The organism is Corallococcus sp. CA054B (assembly GCF_003611625.1).
Taxonomy (GTDB): domain Bacteria; phylum Myxococcota; class Myxococcia; order Myxococcales; family Myxococcaceae; genus Corallococcus; species Corallococcus coralloides.
Window position 1 is genome coordinate 1 of sequence record NZ_RAVY01000206.1, and the last position, 17,097, is coordinate 17,097.

The following is a 17,097-nucleotide window of genomic DNA, read 5'->3' on the forward strand; positions in this document are numbered from 1 at the left end:
CGACGAAGTAGTCACCCCCTCCCTTTGACGGGAGCGGCGGGAACGAGGGCCGACGTGAGGGACTTCCCCTCGCGCCGGCCCTCTTCGCGTCCGGGGCTCAACGCGCTGGCGCCCCCGCCTCCAGCGCGCTACGCCCGGAAGGCACGCGTAAAAGCGGCCCGGACAGCCCGGGCCCCGAAAGGACACGGACGATGAAGCCGGACATGAAGAGGCTCACGTGGGTGCTGGCGGCGGCGCTGATGCTGGGCGCCTGCGCGACGAGCAGTCCGGCGGAGGTGGCGCGCACGCCGTCCGCCACGGGCGCCGTCTCCGAGGAGGACTTCAAGGCCATGCACACCCTGCGCACGGACGCCGCCCCCGAGCGCAGGGGCCAGCCGGTGGAGCTGTCCGACGGCTCCAAGGCCTACCTGAGCCTGCCGCCGGACGCGAAGGGCCCCCTGCCCGCCGTCATCGTCATCCACGAGTGGTGGGGCCTCAACGAGCACGTGCAGGCCTGGGCGGACCGGCTGGCGGCGGAGGGCTACGCGGCGCTCGCGGTGGACCTCTACCACGGCAAGGTGGGCGCCAACCCCGACGAGGCGCTCGCGCTGGTGAAGGCCGTGGACCCGGACCAGGCCACGAAGACGCTGCTGGCCGCGCACGCGTTCCTCAAGGGCGACCCGCGCATCCAGGCCGTGCGCACCGGCAGCATCGGCTGGTGCTTCGGCGGCGGCTGGTCACTGCGCACCGCCATGGCCATCCCGGAGCTGAGCGCGGCGGTCATCTACTACGGCCACCCGGTGACCGACCCCCAGCAGCTCTCCACCATCAAGGCGCAGGTGCTGGGCATCTTCGGCACGAAGGACAAGTCCATCCCGCCGGAGACGGTGCAGGCCTTCGAGAAGGCGCTGGACGAGGCCGGCGTGCGCAGCCGCATCGTGGAGTACGACGCGGACCACGCCTTCGCGAACCCCTCCGGCGCCCGCTACGACGAGCGCGCCGCCGCGTCCGCCTGGGCGGAGACGTCCGCGTTCCTCGCGCGCACGCTCAAGCGCTGAGGAGGCACGGGGCCAGCGGCCTTCAGTAGGGGCGCTGGCCCGCGTAGTTGCCCGGGGGCGCGTAGTTGCACACCCAGAAGTCCCAGGGGGAGGAACCGCCAAAGGGAGAGTTGGTGGTGCAGCGCTTCGTGGCGCAGCCCAGGCGGCGGGTGTTGCGCCACACCACCTGCGTGTAGTGGCCGCAGACCTCGCCCGCCTTGCAGGTGTTGCTCGCGTAATCGTAGTCAGCCGCCTCGTCCACCCAGCCCTTCACCACGCCCTTCGTGTCCCAGTGGTCCGGCGTGGCGGCGGCGATGTTCTCCCCCGCGTTGCCCCGGCCGTCGTTGTGCTTGAACTGGCACTGCTCCACCCACTTGCGAGCAATCTCCTCCACCGAGGGGTCCCACGTGAGCGGCTCCAGCGCGGGTGACGGCGTGGGCTTCGCGGCGGCGCGGGCCGCGTTGTGGGCCTCCAGCATGTCGCGGGCGAACTGCGTCAGCTCCACGCCGCCGCCATCGGGGGTGGTGCCTCCATCCTCCAGGACGCCCGCGTCCGTGGGCGTGTCGTCCGGGTCCCCGTCAGGGATACAGGCGAGCAGGAGGAACGGGCTGAGCAGGGACAGGGAGCGGAAGAGGGAAGGGCGTCGCATGGCGGGGATTATCCGCGCGCGGGTGGGTGTGCGGGCAAGCGGACAGGGAGACAGCGAGGATGGGGAGGGGCGGGGACCCCGTGGTAGGGTCAGGGTCCGGTCAGGAGACGCGACATGAGCCAGGACGAATCCCGCGCGCGGAAGATCCAGACAGCCCTTGAAGGGAACGATGAGTTCAGCACCTTTTCCATCGACCCGGACCTCAAGAAGCTGAAGCAGAAGCTGGATCTCCAGTCGGAGGCGCAGCACCAGCAGTCCGGCCGCCCGGAGACCGCGCCCAAGTCGGGCATGTTCATGCGGCTGTTCCACAAGATGTTCCGGGGTTGAGGGGCACGATGGTCAAGGAGTCCTACCGCGCGCAGTGGGAGCGCTCGCGGGCGTATCTGGAGACGGGGGACCTGGGGCTCGCGCTTCAGGAGCTGCGGGACGCGCTGACGCTGGCGCCGGACGACGAGGCCCTCTGGGAGGAGATCTTCAACCTGTCGCTGCTCGGGGGCCTCACGCAGAACGCCCTGGCCGCCGCGCTGCGGCTGCGACAGCTGGCGCCGGAGAACCCCAACTTCATCGGCCTGCACGCCATGGCCGCGCTGCTCGCCGGCAAGCTGACGGAGGCCCTGCCCCTCTTCGAGGAGGTCCTCCAGCGCGACCCCGAGTCGGTGGAGGCCCGCCGGCAGCTGGCGCGGGCGCTAGACATCGCGGGCCAGCGCGGCCGGGTGCGCACGCTGCTGGAAGAGGCCGTCGCGAAGGCGCCCACGGACACGGGCGCGCCCAACGACCTGGCGGTGCACTACCTGGAGCACGTGCCGCAGGAGGGCCCGGCGCTCGCCGCGTCCGTGCTGGCGCCGGTGCTGGAGGCGCACCCGCAGGACCCCACCACGCACTTCAACCTGGCGCTGGCGCTGCGTCTGGGCGAGCCCGCGAAGGCCCGCCACCACGCGCAGCAGGTGCTCCAGGGGAGTGACAAGGAGCTGCGCGCGAAGGCCCAGCAGCTGCTGTCCATGATCCCCGCCTGAAGCCGGGTGGGCCCCGTCAGGCCGCGCCGGGCACCTCCGTCCCCGGCGCCATGGATTTCCAGAGACAGACCCTGAAGACCCCGCGCGCCGTGTCCTCCCTCTGCTGGAGCGGCGACGCGCTGGTGGACCCGGTGGGTGGGCTGGTGCGCTACCACCTGGACGGCAGCACCGATGATCCGCACGTGCGCTACGCCTACCGCTTCGACCGCGCGGTGATGTCCCCGGATGGCCGCTACAGCGTGCTGTACGAGTCGTTGGGGACGGCGGGGCTGCTGCTCGACGGCACGCGCGTGGTGAGGCAGCTCACGCGCGACTTCTACCACGCGAACACCCACGACTACCCCGTGGCCCTGCACACGCTGCCCAGTGGACGCACGCTGCTGGCGCACTGCCCGGAGTCGTACTGCGTGGTGGAGCTGGAGGACGCCGCCACGGGTGAGCGCCTCACGAAGCGCGACAACACCCCGGCGGACATCTTCCACTCGCGGCTCCAGTTCAGCCCGGACGGGCGCTACCTGGCGAGCGCGGGGTGGATCTGGCACCCGGTGGACGCGGCGTCGGTGTTCGACGTGCCCCGCGCGCTGGAGGAGCCCGCGTCGCTGGACAGCTCTGAACTGATGGAGGGCGTGGAGGGCGGCATCTTCCTCACGTCCGTGGCCTTCGGGGTGAAGGACACGCTCGTCTTCGTCCGCATCGAGGAGTCCCGCGACGACGCCCGATTCTTCCTGGGCACCTACTCGCTGACGGAGAAGAAGCTGCTGTCGGAGGTGGAGCTGGAGGAGCCCGCGGGCCCGCTGATGGTCGTGGACGCGGAGCACGTGGTGGACTTCTTCGGCCACCCGAAGCTCGTGTCCCGCGCCACCGGCCGCGTCGTGCAGCGCTGGGAGGACCTGGACACGGGGAAGGTGCTGGCCAGCATCCGCCACCACCTGCCGCCCCCGCCGCACTTCGCGCTGGACGCCGCGAACCGCCGCTTCGCCGTGGGCACGGCGGACGGCATCCAGGTCATCACGCTCGCGGCTCAGTAGGGCTTTTCGCCCACCCAGTTGCCCGGCGGCGCGTAGTTGCACACCCAGAGCTGCCACGTCTTCACGTTGCCGCCGAAGGGCGAGTTCTTCGTGCACAGCTTCGTCGCGCAGCCCACCGCCTTCGTGGTGCGCCACACCACCTGCGTGTAGTGGCCGCACATCTTCCCGGCCTTGCACTTGCCGGAGGCGTAGTCGTAGTCAGCGGCTTCGTCCGCCCAGCCCTTCACCACCTGCGCGGTGTTCCAGGTGTCCGGCGTCGCGGCGGCCAGGTTCTCTCCGAAGCTGCCCCGGTCCGGGTTGTGCTCGAAGCGGCACTCCTTCACGTAGGCCTCCGCCTTGCGCGCCGCCTCGTCGGACCAGGTGAGCGCGGGCAGCGCCGGCTTCGGCGTGGGGCGTGACGCCTTCGCCCGCGCCTGATTGTGCGCGGCCACCATGTCGCGCTTCAGCTCCGCGGCGGACGGCACCGGCTTGCGCGTGCCCTCGGAGGGCGCGGGCGTGGCCGCGGGGGCCTTGCGCGCGACGGCGGTGGCCGCGTCCTTCTTCGTGGATGCGGAGACAGGCCGCTGCGCGTTCGCGCTGGAACCACAGCCAAGCAACGGGGCCAGCAGCAACACGGCGAGCCCGCGACGGAACACAGGAAGTGCCATGCGCGGAATCATTCCGCACCCGGCGCCTTCGCGCAGGAGAACCGAACGGGGCAGGCGGCCCCCGGGGGGCCCGAGCCCCTTCCTGCCCTACGCTCCCAGTCCAGGGAGGGGCCCGGTGCCGTCGTCGCCGAAGGTCGTCGCGGGCACGCCGAACATGTTGAGCAGGGCGATGTAGAGGTTCGCCAGCGGCTGGCCTCCGTAGCGGATGTGCCGGCCCGGTGAGATGGCGCCGCCCGCGCGGCCCGCGAGCAGGACGGGCAGGTTCTTGTGCTCGTGCATGTTGCCGTCGGCAATCTCACTGGAGAAGTACACGGCGCTGTGGTCCAGCAGCGTCCCGCCCTCCTCCTGCACGGCCTTCATGCGCTGGAGGAGGTATGAGAACTGCTCCACCTCCCACTTGTCGATTTTGACCAGCGCGTCGTAGTTGGCCTGGACCCGCTGGTGGTGCGAGTACGTGTGGTGCTCGCCGGACAGCCCCAGGAACGAATAAACGCGTTGGCTGCGCGCGTTGCCCAGCATGAAGGTGCACGTGCGGGTCAGGTCGCACTGGAACGCGAGCACGATGAGGTCCAGCATCGCCTTCGTCTTCTCGCGCACGTCCTCGCTCTCCGAGGGCGTCACGGCGGCGCCGCACGTGGGGCCTGCGCCGTCCATCGCGTTCACGCGCAGCTCCAGCTCGCGCACGCCGGTGAAGTACTCGTCCAGCTTGCGCTTGTCCGTGGTGCCCAGCTTCCCCTGGAGCGCCTTCGCGTCGTCGCGCACGGCGTCGATGATGCTCAGCCCGTACGCCTTGCGCTTCGCCAGCTCCGCCTGCGTGACGTTCGGGTCGAAGTCCGCGAAGAGCCGCTCGAAGGCCGCGCGAGGCTTCGTCTCCTTGGGCACGGGCGTGGACGGCCCCGCCCACGCGATGTTGTTCGCGTACGGGCACGCGTAGCCGGAGTCGCAGTTGCCAATGCCCTTGCCCTGGTCCATGCCCAGCTCCAGCGACGGGTAGCGCGTGGCCGAGCCCACCGCGTTCGCCAGCACCTGGTCCATGGAGATGCCGGTGCGGATGTTGGTGCCCTCCGTCTTGCGCGCCTTCACGCAGGACAGGAACGCGGCCGTCGCGGCGGCGTGGTGGCCGTCGCCGTCCGGCCTGCCGGGCAGGTTGTCCAGGCCGCTCAGCACCAGCACGTCCCCCTTCACCGGCGCCAGCGACGCGAGCGTGGGCGTCAGGGAGTAGTCCGCGCCCTCCCCACCGGGCGTCCACTTGGGCATGTGGATGCCGCAGGGCGTGTAGAAGGCCACGAAGCGGCGCGGGGCCGGCGTGGCGGCGCGGGCCGTGCTGGGGCGCATGACGTCCAGGAGGGGCAGCGCCATCAGCGCGCCCATGCCGCGCAGGAGCGTCCGGCGGGAGAGGGCAGGGGTGCGGCTCATGGCTTGTGTTCCTCCGACTCGCCACGCCGTTGCAGGAACGCGTCGCTGCGGACGATGGCGAGGATGTAGTCGGCGAGCCGGCCGCCCCGGGTCTCGGCCTGCTGGGAGATGTCGCGCACGGTGCAGCGGTCCTGTTCTTCCGCGCCGCGCCCGAGCGCGTAGGTGAGCAGGTGGCGCGTCATGCACGCGGACAGGTCCGGGTCCTGCTTCACCACCGCGCGCATCTCCGCCACGCCGTTGAACACCTTGCCGCCGGGCAGCTCGCCGCTGGGGTCCACCACCGCGCCGCCTTCCTCCTTCGTGCGCCAGCGGCCCACCGGGTCGAAGTTCTCCATGCCGAAGCCCAGCGGATCCATCAGCGTGTGACAGCCCGAACAGGTGGGGTCCACTCGGTGCTGCGCCATGCGCGCCTTGATGTTGAGCGTGGGGTCCACCGCCGGGGCCAGTCCGCCCGCGTCGGGCGGTGGCGGGGGCGGCCCCTTGCACAACAGCTGCTCCAGCACCCAGACGCCGCGCTTCACCGGCGACGTGCGGTCCGGGTTGGCGGTGACGGTGAGCAGCGAGCCCTTCCCGAAGAGGCCCGCCCGCTCCGGGTGGTCCTTCAGCTCCACGCGCGTCATCGCGGTGGTGCCGGGCTTGGGCAGGCCGTAGTGCGAGGCCAGCCGGTCATTCACATAGGTGAAGGGCGCGTCCAGCAGGTCCTTGAGGCGGTGGTCGCCAGTGACGAACTCCTGGAAGACGAGCTGCATCTCCTGGCGCATGGCCTCGCGCAGCGGTTCGTCGAAGCCGTAGCGCGACTCCGGCTGGGAGAAGTCGAGCGCGCGCGTGTAGAGCCACTGGCCCGCGAAGTTGTCCACCAGCGCGTGGGCCTTGGGGTCCGCCAGCATGCGCCGCACCTGCGCCTCCAGCACCTCCGGCTCGTGCAGGTGGCCGCCCTCCGCCGCTTGCAAGAGCGCCTCATCCGGCATGCTGCTCCAGAGGAAGTAGGACAGGCGGCTCGCCAGCTCCAGGTCGCTCACGGCGTGCGGCACCGTGGACGTGGGTGCCGGGTCCAGCTCCACGCGGAAGAGGAAGTGCGGCGACACCAGCACCGCGCGCAGCGCCAGCTTCACGCCCACCTCCGGCGCGTCGCCCTGCTGCCGGGCCAGCGCGACAAACGCGACCAGCCGCTCCACTTCTTCCGCCGTGACGGGCCGGCGCCAGGCCCGGCGCGCGAAGGTCTTGAGCAATTCGCGCGCGCACGCCTCCGGCTGGGCGGGGTCGAGCCCGCACGCATTGAACGCGCCTCGCGTCCACGCGGCCTCCACCAGCGCCTCCGCCGCGTGGGAATACTTCTCCATCAGCAGCGGGGACATGCTGAGCACGTCCGCGTTGTTGTCGAAGCCGAAGCCGTGGTCGTCCGGCGGGAAGCTGCTCGCGGGCGAGCCCGTTTCGCCCAGCAGGTCGCGCACGGTGTTGTTGTACTCAGCGCGGTTGAGGCGGTGCAGCGTGACGCGGCCCGGGTCGCGCGCCGCGGAACGGCACTGCGCGTCCTGTGGATCCACGGGCGCGTCCGGCCCCGGCAGCACCCGCGCCTTGGGAGGTGAATCGCTGCAGCTCGCGGTCAGCATCGCCGCCACCGCCGCGAGGCCCACCCTCCGCCATCTCCGACCGCAGGCCGTCACCGCGTGCACGCCTCCTCCGGACCGCGAAGGGGCCCCGGCGAGCGCGCTCCAAAGCAAGACGCCTTCCAACCGCCGCGTGACGACAGACGGACGCCAGGCTCCGTCCCCGGGGTGGAGATGGGCACGTGGTGGGGACTTGATGGGGAAGGGGAGTTCCGCGACCGGGCAGGGCCCGGGGTCCAAAGAGGCACCGCGCGCCGACTCCTGCCCCCAGGGGCGGGTCAGGCGGCGCGGCACTCCCGGAAGCGGGCTTGAAAGACACGGCCCGCTTCCGGGGAGGAGGCAGCGCTACTTCGACTCCTTGGCGGTGCCCGTCGTCTTCGCGGCGCCGTCGAGGTACGCGCGGTAGGCCTCGAAGCCGTACGGCCGGCCGAGGAAGTCCTTCACCTGCTCCGCGGCGGGCTTGGAGCCGCCGGGCTCCAGCACCGTCTTGCGGTAGTGCATGGCCGTGTCGCGGTCCAGGTAGCCGTTCTCCTGGAACTTGGACTCCAGGTCCTTCGCGATGACGGAGGACCAGAGGTACGTGTAGTACGCGGCCGAGTACCCATCCAGGTGCCCGAACGCGAGCTCGAAGTGGGTGCCGTCGCGGTACTCGTGGCGGAAGGGCGACAGCTTCTTCTGCAGCTCGGAGAGCACCGCGGACGTGTCGAAGCCCGGCGCGCGCGAGTAGTACTGGAGGCTGACCGCGGACAGGAACAGCTGGCGGCGCGCGAACAGGCCCTGGCCGAACTCCTTCGACGCGCGCAGCTTCTCCACCATCTCCGCGGGGATGGGCTCGTTGGTCTCGTGGTGCTTGGCGAAGCTCTTGAGCACCTCCGGCTGCTCCGCCCACTGCTGCAGCAGCATGGACGGCGTCTCCACGAAGTCACGCTCCATGGAGATGCCGGAGATGGGCGTCCACTTCTGGTGGCCGGAGAAGATGGTGTGCATCAGGTGGCCGAACTCGTGGAAGAACGTCCCCACCTCGTCGTGCGTCATCAGGTCGCCGGGGCGCGGGAAGTTGCACACCAGCACGGCCTCCGGCAGCCGCTTGCCCAGCTCACCCGTGACCAGGTCGAACTGCGCCGCGTGCTTGTACTTGTCGTCGCGCGGGTGCATGTCCAGGAAGATGCGGCCCAGCGGCTTGCCGCCCTCCACGACGTCATACGCCTCCACGTCGGTGTGCCACGTCTTCGCGTCCTTCACCGGCTGGAAGGCCACCCCCCACAGGCTGGAGGTGATGCCCATCACGCCGTCCTTCACCCGCGCGTACTCCAGGTAGGGCCGCACCGCCTGCGAGTCGAACCCGAACTTCTCCGCGCGCAGCCGGTCCTCGTAGTAGTCCTGGTCCCAGGGCTCCACCACGGTGGCGCCCTTCACGTCCTTCTTCTTGCGCGCCAGCAGGTCCGCCATCTCCTTCTTCGCGCGTCCCTCCGTGGCCTGCGCCAGCTGGTCGATGAAGTCCGCCGCAGCCTGCTGCGTGCGCGTCATGCGCGTTTCGGTCGTGAAGGCCGCGTAGGTGTCGTAGCCCAGCAGCGTGGCCAGCTCGTTGCGCTTCTCGATGAGCTGCGCGAGCACCGCCTGGTTCTTGGGGAACGCGCGCTGACGGTAGGTGCGCCAGAGCTTCTCGCGCGCCTTCGCGTTCTTCGCGTACGTCATGAACGGGAAGTAGTCCGGGTAGTTGCTGGTGATGACCACCTTGCCGTCCGCGCCGGGCGCGTGCGCCTTCTTGTAGTCCTCCGGCAGCCCGTCCAGGTCCTTGGGCGTGAAGGCCACGCTGCGCGTGTCCTCCGCGATGTTCTGCCCGAACTGCTGGCCCAGCTTGAGAATCTCCTCGTTGAGCGCCTTCACCTTGGCGCGCGTGGCCTCATCCCGGTCCACGCCCGCGCGGCGGAAGTCCAGGAGCGTGCGGTCCACCCAGTGGCGCGTGGCCGCGTCCTCCTTGGACAGGTCCACCAGCGACAGCGCGTCGTAGACGCCGCGGTCCTGGGACAGCGCCACGTTGGCCGCGTCCACCTGCTGCTCGCACTCGCGGGACGCGTCGCGCATGGCGGCGTCCGGGTGCACCTCGCGCGCGAGGCTGGAGCGGTTGGCCGCGTTGAGGATGGCCGTCTGCGCCTCGTCGTACGCCTTGAGGACGCCCTGGCCGTTCGTCTTCGCATCCAGCTTCTTCAGCGCCGCCACCTGCGCCTGCATGCGCTCCAGGTCCGCCTTGCACAGGGCCTTGAAGGCGTCCGGCGTACCGGCCAGCACTTCCGAGCCCTTCATGGGCGCCAGCTGGGGCTTCGCCGAGTTGGCGGCGATGCGGGCCTGGGCTTCACGGTTCTGCGTGATGCTGCCGTTGGAGCAACCCGTCGCGGCGAGCGCCGCCACCACGGTGAGCGCGGGGATTTTCAAGGGGACTTCCTCCACAAGGGGAACGACCTGCGTCGCGGGCCCGTCATGCCACATCCCCGCCCCTCCGCGCCCGTCCGCCGTGAACAGCCAGGTTGTCCCCAGGTACAGGCTGGATGCTTGGAGGCCCCAGCTGACGCACCTCGCCTTGTTCCCTGTTCAGCCGCCCGGTAATCCCGCACTCGCTTCGAATTCTTGGAAGTTGTCCTGGCCGGAGGGTGAACACGGATGCGCAAGGCACTGGGTGGTGCGGTCGCGGCGTTGTTGTTGTGGGGCTGTGGCGGGGCGGGCACGGAAGCGCCGCCGGCGTCTCCGGAGGGGCTGTCGCTCACTTCCGGCACGGGGCTGACCGAGGGCACCTGGGCGCACGACGGGCAGACGGTGTCCTTCGCCTCGCGCGAGGTGGAGCCCGGGGTGTACCGCCTGGAGGTGCGCATGCACGGCATGACGCTGACGGGCCTGATGGACCCGGCGTCGGGCGTGTCCACGCTGGACGGCTTCGCGGACGCGAACGTGCAGGACACGCAGGTGGTGGACGCGGACCGCCAGGTGCTGAGCGCGTTCTACGGCGCGCTGAACCAGGGGCTGCCCCAGGGTGACGCGGCGGCGCCGGAGGCCATGTACCTGCGCCGCGCGGTGGGCATGTGGGCGCAGCAGCCCACGAGCGTCACGCTCAAGCGCACGGTGATGGGCGAGCAGGGCCGCGGCTATACGATGCTGTGCAGCTACGCCAAGTGTGCCGGCAAATGGACGGGCAGTTGTGGCGGTACGTACAACTGGTACTCGTACGCGAAGCACGACTGCAACAAGGGCGGCTTCGACAACGCGAAGAACCAGCAGATCGCCCAGCTGGGTGACCACACGACGTGCAGCGGCGACGAGTACTACATGAACGGCAGCACCTGGGTGTGCGGCGAGCCGGACCACTGGTCGCGCCCCAAGGTGATGGGCAACTGCTTCGGCCGCTGCGGCGGCGGCTGCGGTGGCGACACGCAGTACACGCTGGACGCCACGAACCACGACGGCTGCGTGCGTAACGGCCACGTGCTGGCGTCCGCCTACTGCGATGATCAGTTCATGTCCGCCACGGACGACGAGCTGTTCGCGCCCAACTGCTACTGAAGGCCGGATGGGACGGCGCGCGGTGAGACACGCGGTGGGGGCGGCGGGGCTGTGGCTCGCCGCGCTTGGCTGCACATCCACGGTGTCCTCCAAGACGGAGGCCGGGGAGGCGGCGGTGCGCCGCTTCTTCCAGGCCCTGCCGTCCGGGGACTGCGCGGTGCTGGGCCCCATGCTGGTGACAGGGCAGGGCGTGCCTTCGTGCGAGGAGACGGTGAAGGACCTGCACGAGCACGGCATGGGCCTGGTGGACGTGCTGGACGCGAAGGTGGATGGCCGCGACCCGAACGCGGTGGTCGTGCGGGCGCGGGTGTCGCAGGGAGGAGCGGAGCGCTCGGAGCCGTTCCTCTTCCGGGTGGAGCGCCAGGGTGACGGCTGGCGCCTTCGGTTGTAGGGGGAGTGACGATGCGGAACCGTGAGCGGGTGATGCTGGGGAGCGCGGCGGTGCTGGTGGCCGCGCTCATCGCCGTGGCGCTGTGGCCGTCGCGAGAGGCCTCTTCTCCCGCCGCCGCGCCTCCAGTGCCGAACGCGAGCCCCGGCCCGGTGACGGCGGCCCAGGTGTCGCCGAAGCGCGCGGTGCCGGTGCGCACGCCGGACCCCGCGCCGCCCCACGCCACGGTGGTGCCGCCCTCGCCCGGCGACGTGCCGCCGGAGCCGGAGGTGGCCAACGCGCCGCCGCAGCAGAACGATCCCATTGAAGAAGAGAAGCCCCAGACGGCGCGCTGGAAGCTGGAGAAGACGGAGCACATCGCCACGCTGCTGGGGCGGGACGTGTCGCGGCTGGAAGGCGAGCGGCAGGAGGCGAAGTCGCGCGGGGACAAGGCCCGCGTGGAGCAGGTGGACGCGCTGCTGAAGCGTCACCGTGTCCGCTTGAACGAGCTGCGCGAAGAGGCCCGCACCCTGGCCGAGGCCGCGCGCAGCGAACCGCCGGAGCCCTGACGGACGGGCAGGGCTCCCCGTCGGGGGCGCTCCGCACGAACCTGTCCGACAGTCGGACAGGTTTTGGGACCGCGCCGGGGAAGGAGGCTCTTGCTTGGAGCCTGTCGGCGGAGGTGCCCGCTCGGCTGCCCTCCAGACGGAGTGCCGCGCCCGCTTCACGCGAAGCCCCCACCGCTTCGCGCTGGGAGTACAAGTGCTTCTGCCGGACGCGGCGCGGCCTTCACACGGGCGTGACAGGCACGGTGCCGCGTGCGCATAGAAAAAGACGTGTCCGTTTCCGCCGCGACCGCCTCCACCGAGCCCTCCAGCACCCCGTTCACCCGAGGCTCCCGGCTGGCATCCATCGCGGTGGCCAGTGCGCTGTTCATGGAGTTCCTGGACTCCACGGCGCTGTCCACCGCGCTGCCCACGCTGTCCGTGGCGTTCGGCACCGACCCCGTCCACCTCAAGCTCGCGCTGACGTCATACATCCTGGCCCTGGCGGTGCTCGCGCCCGCGAGCGGGTGGATCGCCGACCGCTTCGGTCCGCGCCGCGTCTTCATGACCGCCATGGTCGTGTTCCTCGCGGGCTCCGTGCTGTGCGGCTTCTCCCAGACGCTCGTGCAGTTGGTCCTCGCCCGCACCCTGCAGGGCCTGGGCGGCGCGCTGATGGTGCCCGTGGGCCGGCTCATCGTCGTGAACTCGGCACCGCGCGAGAAGCTGGTGTCCGCGATGAGCTGGTTCACCATGCCCGCGCTGGTGGGGCCGCTCCTGGGGCCGCCGCTCGCGGGCTTCATCCTGGGCGTCGCGGACTGGCCGTGGATCTTCTTCATCAACGTGCCGGTGGGCCTGCTGGGCATGTGGGCCGTGGCGCGCTTCGTGCCCCCGCTGAAGCAGCCGGACCCCGGCCCCTTCGACATGAAGGGCTTCGCCATCGCCGTGGTCGCCATCACCGCGCTGATGGGCGCGGCGGAGACGGTGGGCATCGGCCTGGTGCCGTGGCCCGTGCAGGCGGCCATCACGCTGGTGGCGGTGGGGGCGCTGGTGGCCTACGTGCGGCACGCGCTGCGCACGCCTCGCCCGGTGCTCAACCTGCGCCTGTTCCAGGTGGACACCTTCCGCGCCAGCATGATGGGCGGGGCGCTGGTGCGCATTGGCCTGGGCGCGACGCCCTTCCTGCTGCCGCTGCTCTTCCAGGTGGCCCTGGGCTGGGGGCCGCTGGAGGCGGGGCTCGTCACCATCGGGACGGGGCTGGGCGCCTTCGCGTGCAAGCCGGTGGCGCCCGCGCTCATCCGGCGCGTGGGCTTCCGCCAGACGCTCATCGCCTCCAACCTGCTCACCGCCGCGCTGACGGCCGTGCCCGCCTTCTTCGGCGTCACCACGCCCATCCCGGTCATCATCGGCACGCTGGTGTTCAGCGGCTTCATGCGCTCGCTGCAGTTCACCGCCACCAACACCATGGCCTACGCGGACCTCCCCAAGGAGTCGGTGAGCAACGCCTCCACCATCGCCGTGGTGACGCAGCAGATGGCGCTGAGCGTGGGCATCAGTTTCGGCGGCCTGATGCTGCACGTGGCGCGCGGCGGCGGTGACGTGCGCCTCACGCCGGACCGCTTCCTCCTGCCGTTCCTCGCCATCGGCCTCGTGTCGTCGCTGGCCGGGCCGCTGTTCCGCCGGCTGCGTCCGGACGCGGGCGAGCACATCGGCGGCAGGGCCGCGGCGCGCGGCTGAAGCGTCCAGCCCACGACACCGCCGCCGCCCCTTCGTAGGGCAGGCAGGCAGGCGGAAACCCTTTTTCCCACCTTCTTTCGTCCCTCCCTCCCCACCAGTTTCCCGGCGAGGAATCCAACGAAAGGGGTGGGCATGGGTTGGGCGGCGGTCACAGGGCTCCTGCTGGCGGGCATGACGGCGGCGACACCGCCCTCGGCCATTCCGGTGCGAGGAGGCAACGCGCTGACGTTGCCCGCGCACCGGCACATCGTGCGCGTGTCCCGCAGCGAGGGCTCCGTGCTGCTCGCGGCCGTGCAGCAGGGCGGACAGGACGGGCATGGCCTGCGGCTGTTCCGCAGCGACAACGGCGGCACCACCTGGAAGCAGGAGGGCGTCATCCACGACGGCTCCAACTACGACCGCGCGGACCTGGTGGTGGTGGGCAAGGACGTGGCGCTCGTCTACGCGGTGGAGACGCCGGACAGCGCGGGCATCAGCGGCTCCACGTCCCGCGACGTGTACTTCCAGTGGTGGCGCTACAGCGCGTCCAAGAACCACTGGCTCCCGGACAAGGCCGTGCGCGTCTTCGACTCCACCAGCTCCAGCACCGCGTACTACCGCGCGGAGCTGGCGCGCGACTCCAAGGGCCGGCTCTGGGTGCAGGCCTTCTTCCGGGAGAAGGACGCCAGCAACACGCTGGTCATCTCCGTGAGCAGCGACGGCGGCTCCACCTTCCGCACCCAGTCCGCGCTCGCGCGAGACGTCCCGAAGCGCGGGGGCGGGCGGCTCATCAGCCTGGGCAGCCGGATGATGATGCTGTGGAGCTCGCACGACGGCCGCGACAAAACGCACTACCGCATCCGCGATGACAGCGCGTCCGTGTCCAGCTGGTCCTCCACGCGCACCGCCTTCTCCGACGGCATCTACCACGGCGCCGCGATGAGCGCGGTGGCGGACGGGAAGGGCGGCCTGCACCTGGTCTACAAGGACAACTCCGAACGGTTGATGTACCGCCGCTTCGACGGCACCGCCTTCGGCTCCGCGGTGAAGGTGCTGGAGGACGGGGACTGGGCCACGCAGCCGGCGCTCGTGCGCGCGGGCAGCAGCCTGTACCTCTTCTACAACCAGCCCCGGAGCGACGGCACGGGCTACCGGCTGTGGGTCCGCGCGCTGTCCTCCAGCGGCAAGCCGGGCGCGGGCAAGGAGCTCGCGTCGGTGTCCGGCTTCGCGGGCTACCCGGCGGCGCCGGACGTGCTGCCCTCGGGCGTGCCGCTGGTGTGCTTCTTCGGCATCGAGCCGTCCTCCGGCTCCAGCTACCGGCTGTCCTTCTTCTCCACCAGCGCGTCGTCGCTCAAGTCCCAGACCGTGGCGGCGAAGCAGGCCCCGGCGGATGAGGACGAGGAGCGCGAGCGCTTCACCGCCACCGGCGGCTCCGGGTTCGAGCCCTCGCCGCCCCAGGACCCTGGCGCGCTGGTGAGCGCCGCGACGAGCCCCTCCCAGCAGGCGATGGCCGCCGGGTGTGGCGGTGCCAGCGCGACGCTCGCGGTGGGCGTGACGTTCATCCTGATGGAGTGGGGACGCCGCCGGCGCACCCGGGTCCTGCCCGGCTGATGGGGCAGGCCTTGAGTCACGGGCCGCGGAAATGAACGCGGGCGGTCTCCTCGGGACGTCATCCCGAGGGGCACCGCCCGTGGGCGCGTCTCCCGGCGAGGGGAGACGCGAGCCTGCGTGCGGCTACGTCGTCGCGGGCGCGGCGTCCGGCGCTTCGTCCGTCGTATCGCCGCCAGCGTCGCTGGCGCCGTCGGACTCGACCGGGGCCGTGGAGGCACCGTCCGCGCCGGGAGCACCACCGGCCGCCTGGGGCTTCTTGCCGGCACCCGGGGGCGGGGACTTGCGGGCGGCCGCAGCGGCCTGCCGCGCCTGCTCGCGCGCCTTCTGCGCGACCTTGGGCGTGGGGGCCAGGATCATGTACATCTGCCGGCCTTCCATGCGCGGCAGCTGCTCCGCCACGGCCACGTCCTTCAGGTCCTTGATGACGTCATCGAGGATGGCGCTGCCCAACTCCTTGTGCGTGATTTCACGCCCGCGGAACTGGATGACGACCTTGGCCTTGTTGCCCTCTTCGATGAACCGGCGGGTGTTGCGCACCTTGAACTCGTAGTCGTGCTCCTCCGTCTTGGGACGGAGCTTCACTTCCTTGAGCTGGATGACCACCTGCGTGCGCTTCGCGTCCGAGGCCTTCTTCTTCTCCTCGTACTTGAACTTGCCGTAGTCCATGATCTTGCAGACCGGCGGCTTGGCCATCGGGCTGACTTCGACCAGGTCGAGCGACTCGGAGCGGGCCTTTTCCAGCGCCGCTTCGATGGTCATGACTCCGAGCTGCGAACCATCGGAGCCCACGACACGGACTTCCCGCGCGCGGATGCGGCGGTTGGTTCTCTGGTCCCGGTTGGGACCGCGGCTGCTATTTCTCTGTTCGCGAATGATGTGAACATCCTCCAAAAAGGGTTAGCGGACCCACCACCCGTGAAGATGTGGCGGACCCTCCAATGTGGCAGTCCCCTCCGGCGGAGAAGGCAGGCAGGCGTGCCTTCCGCCCCTAGGGGCAGGGAGACGTGCAACGGACTCTATCCGGTTCACGTCCCCCGGGGGCAAGGTAACGCGGGGCACCCCCCATTCCCATGACCCGTGTTGCCTATGATGCGCCCCATGGCAAAACGGTCCACGGCGTCCGCCTGGGAGAGGACAGGATGCCGACCCCGGAGGGCGGTTGCGCTCGGGACCTGGCTGGCGCTCGCCTGCCTGCCCTCCTGTGGGCCAGTGGACCCCGAGCCCTCCGGACCCGCCGGGAGCCTGGGGCAGGCCCTGGTCCAGGGGACGGACGCGCCCGGGGACCCGGCGACGGTGGCGCTGGTGGCCCGGCGCACCCGCTGTGGAGGGGAGACGCCGGTGCTCCTCTGCTCGGGCGCCCTCATCGCCCCGGACGTGGTGCTGACGGCGGCGCACTGCCTGGCCGTCTTCGCGGAGGACGGCCCCTACGAGGTCTTCCTGGGCCCCACGCTGCTCCCGGAGCCCGGGCCCGGCGGGCGGTTCGTGCGGGTCACCCGGGCGGTATCCCACCCGAAGTTCGCCCCGGCCACGCACCTCTGGGACGCCGCGCTCCTGCGGCTGGCGGTGCCCGTGACGGACGTCCCGCCTCTCCGGCTCCCCCAGGCGGGGGATGCCCCGGTGGCGCCGGGAGACCTCGTGCGGGCGGTGGGCTACGGCGACACGAAGGACGCGGCCCGGCCCAGGGGCCAGCGGCTGCAGGGCCTGCTCCAGGTGACGGGCGTCACCGACAGCGCCTTCCAGGCCGGCCCCGCCCCGGCCATGACCTGCGTGGGAGACAGCGGAGGCCCGGTGCTGGGGGGCCCGGCGGGGAACGAGGTGCTCCTGGGCCTCACCATCAGCGGTGACGTGGCCTGCCGCACGGAGGCGGTCCAGCTGCGGGTGGACGCGCTGGAGGACTTCATCCGCCCCTTCCTGGAGGAGGCCCCACCCCCCG

The 17,097-nt window shown here is 71.0% G+C and carries 15 protein-coding genes and 1 pseudogene; 10 read left to right on the forward strand and 6 right to left on the reverse strand.

Annotation, left to right across the window (positions count from 1 at the left end):
- Nucleotides 1-203: 203 nt before the first annotated feature.
- Nucleotides 204-1,037: a dienelactone hydrolase family protein gene (locus D7V80_RS34045; RefSeq protein ID WP_120592058.1), complete on the forward strand. Its 834-nt coding sequence runs from the start codon at nt 204-206 to the stop codon at nt 1,035-1,037.
- A gap of 22 nt (nt 1,038-1,059) precedes the next feature.
- On the opposite strand, the gene D7V80_RS34050 is transcribed toward D7V80_RS34045, so the two are convergent.
- Nucleotides 1,060-1,665 (reverse strand): CAP domain-containing protein, encoded by a 606-nt coding sequence (locus D7V80_RS34050; RefSeq protein ID WP_120592059.1) that lies wholly within the window; start codon nt 1,663-1,665, stop codon nt 1,060-1,062.
- Nucleotides 1,666-1,779: 114 nt separating this feature from the next.
- Between D7V80_RS34050 and D7V80_RS34055 the strand changes: the two genes are divergently transcribed.
- From D7V80_RS34055 to D7V80_RS34065, 3 genes are all read left to right on the forward strand, one after another.
- Nucleotides 1,780-1,992, forward strand: a complete 213-nt coding sequence (locus D7V80_RS34055; RefSeq protein WP_014393140.1) for a hypothetical protein — start codon at nt 1,780-1,782, stop codon at nt 1,990-1,992.
- An 8-nt stretch (nt 1,993-2,000) separates the two neighbouring features.
- On the forward strand, nt 2,001-2,678 hold the full coding sequence (locus D7V80_RS34060) for a lipopolysaccharide assembly protein LapB (protein ID WP_120592060.1): 678 nt from the start codon (nt 2,001-2,003) through the stop codon (nt 2,676-2,678).
- Between the two features lie 89 nt (nt 2,679-2,767).
- Entirely contained in the window at nt 2,768-3,706 is a 939-nt protein-coding gene (locus tag D7V80_RS34065) for a hypothetical protein (RefSeq protein ID WP_233585914.1), read from the forward strand.
- Here the strand turns inward: D7V80_RS34065 and D7V80_RS34070 are convergent.
- The 4 genes from D7V80_RS34070 to D7V80_RS34085 form a co-directional block, all read right to left on the reverse strand.
- The gene (locus D7V80_RS34070) at nt 3,700-4,353 is read right to left on the reverse strand and encodes a CAP domain-containing protein (protein ID WP_233585916.1); all 654 of its coding nucleotides are present in this window, start codon (nt 4,351-4,353) and stop codon (nt 3,700-3,702) included. The two genes, D7V80_RS34065 and D7V80_RS34070, sit on opposite strands and share 7 nt — an antisense overlap.
- A gap of 87 nt (nt 4,354-4,440) precedes the next feature.
- On the reverse strand, nt 4,441-5,769 hold the full coding sequence (locus D7V80_RS34075; RefSeq protein ID WP_120592063.1) for a DUF1552 domain-containing protein: 1,329 nt from the start codon (nt 5,767-5,769) through the stop codon (nt 4,441-4,443).
- Nucleotides 5,766-7,403, reverse strand: a complete 1,638-nt coding sequence (locus tag D7V80_RS34080) for a DUF1592 domain-containing protein (protein WP_233585917.1) — start codon at nt 7,401-7,403, stop codon at nt 5,766-5,768. Before D7V80_RS34080 ends, D7V80_RS34075 begins: the two co-directional genes overlap by 4 nt.
- A 318-nt stretch (nt 7,404-7,721) precedes the next feature.
- Nucleotides 7,722-9,680 (reverse strand): M3 family metallopeptidase, encoded by a 1,959-nt coding sequence (locus D7V80_RS34085; protein ID WP_370452582.1) that lies wholly within the window; start codon nt 9,678-9,680, stop codon nt 7,722-7,724.
- A gap of 354 nt (nt 9,681-10,034) precedes the next feature.
- On the opposite strand from D7V80_RS34085, the gene D7V80_RS34090 reads away from it, so the two are divergent.
- The 5 genes from D7V80_RS34090 to D7V80_RS34110 all read left to right on the forward strand — a co-directional run bounded on the left by D7V80_RS34090 (nt 10,035) and on the right by D7V80_RS34110 (nt 15,164).
- Complete coding sequence (locus D7V80_RS34090; protein WP_120592064.1) at nt 10,035-10,928, forward strand: hypothetical protein; 894 nt, start codon at nt 10,035-10,037, stop codon at nt 10,926-10,928.
- A 7-nt stretch (nt 10,929-10,935) separates the two neighbouring features.
- On the forward strand, nt 10,936-11,319 hold the full coding sequence (locus D7V80_RS34095) for a hypothetical protein (protein ID WP_120592065.1): 384 nt from the start codon (nt 10,936-10,938) through the stop codon (nt 11,317-11,319).
- Between the two features lie 11 nt (nt 11,320-11,330).
- On the forward strand, nt 11,331-11,864 hold the full coding sequence (locus D7V80_RS34100) for a hypothetical protein (protein ID WP_120592066.1): 534 nt from the start codon (nt 11,331-11,333) through the stop codon (nt 11,862-11,864).
- A 366-nt stretch (nt 11,865-12,230) separates the two neighbouring features.
- Complete coding sequence (locus D7V80_RS34105; protein WP_233585919.1) at nt 12,231-13,574, forward strand: MFS transporter; 1,344 nt, start codon at nt 12,231-12,233, stop codon at nt 13,572-13,574.
- Between the two features lie 132 nt (nt 13,575-13,706).
- On the forward strand, nt 13,707-15,164 hold the full coding sequence (locus D7V80_RS34110) for a hypothetical protein (protein WP_147447299.1): 1,458 nt from the start codon (nt 13,707-13,709) through the stop codon (nt 15,162-15,164).
- A 333-nt stretch (nt 15,165-15,497) separates the two neighbouring features.
- Here D7V80_RS34110 and infC read toward each other — a convergent pair.
- Nucleotides 15,498-16,037: pseudogene (infC, locus tag D7V80_RS34115) on the reverse strand (translation initiation factor IF-3); the annotation flags it as partial.
- Between the two features lie 336 nt (nt 16,038-16,373).
- On the opposite strand from infC, the gene D7V80_RS34120 reads away from it, so the two are divergent.
- Nucleotides 16,374-17,097, forward strand: a 724-nt coding sequence (locus D7V80_RS34120) for a trypsin-like serine protease (RefSeq protein ID WP_233585918.1), incomplete at its 3' end; no start/stop codon positions are given.

Excerpts from the sequence above, each read along its gene's own strand:
- D7V80_RS34045 (WP_120592058.1), top strand. The coding sequence starts at position 204 with ATGAAGAGGCTCACGTGGGTGCTGGCGGCGGCGCTGATGCTGGGCGCC.
- D7V80_RS34085 (WP_370452582.1), bottom strand. The coding sequence starts at position 9,680 with ATGAAGGGCTCGGAAGTGCTGGCCGGTACGCCGGACGCCTTCAAGGCC.
- D7V80_RS34105 (WP_233585919.1), top strand. The coding sequence starts at position 12,231 with ATGGAGTTCCTGGACTCCACGGCGCTGTCCACCGCGCTGCCCACGCTG.
- D7V80_RS34100 (WP_120592066.1), top strand. The coding sequence starts at position 11,331 with ATGCGGAACCGTGAGCGGGTGATGCTGGGGAGCGCGGCGGTGCTGGTG.
- D7V80_RS34060 (WP_120592060.1), top strand. The coding sequence starts at position 2,001 with ATGGTCAAGGAGTCCTACCGCGCGCAGTGGGAGCGCTCGCGGGCGTAT.
- D7V80_RS34055 (WP_014393140.1), top strand. The coding sequence starts at position 1,780 with ATGAGCCAGGACGAATCCCGCGCGCGGAAGATCCAGACAGCCCTTGAA.
- D7V80_RS34090 (WP_120592064.1), top strand. The coding sequence starts at position 10,035 with ATGCGCAAGGCACTGGGTGGTGCGGTCGCGGCGTTGTTGTTGTGGGGC.
- D7V80_RS34110 (WP_147447299.1), top strand. The coding sequence starts at position 13,707 with ATGGGTTGGGCGGCGGTCACAGGGCTCCTGCTGGCGGGCATGACGGCG.
- D7V80_RS34070 (WP_233585916.1), bottom strand. The coding sequence starts at position 4,353 with ATGGCACTTCCTGTGTTCCGTCGCGGGCTCGCCGTGTTGCTGCTGGCC.
- D7V80_RS34050 (WP_120592059.1), bottom strand. The coding sequence starts at position 1,665 with ATGCGACGCCCTTCCCTCTTCCGCTCCCTGTCCCTGCTCAGCCCGTTC.
- D7V80_RS34075 (WP_120592063.1), bottom strand. The coding sequence starts at position 5,769 with ATGAGCCGCACCCCTGCCCTCTCCCGCCGGACGCTCCTGCGCGGCATG.
- D7V80_RS34095 (WP_120592065.1), top strand. The coding sequence starts at position 10,936 with ATGGGACGGCGCGCGGTGAGACACGCGGTGGGGGCGGCGGGGCTGTGG.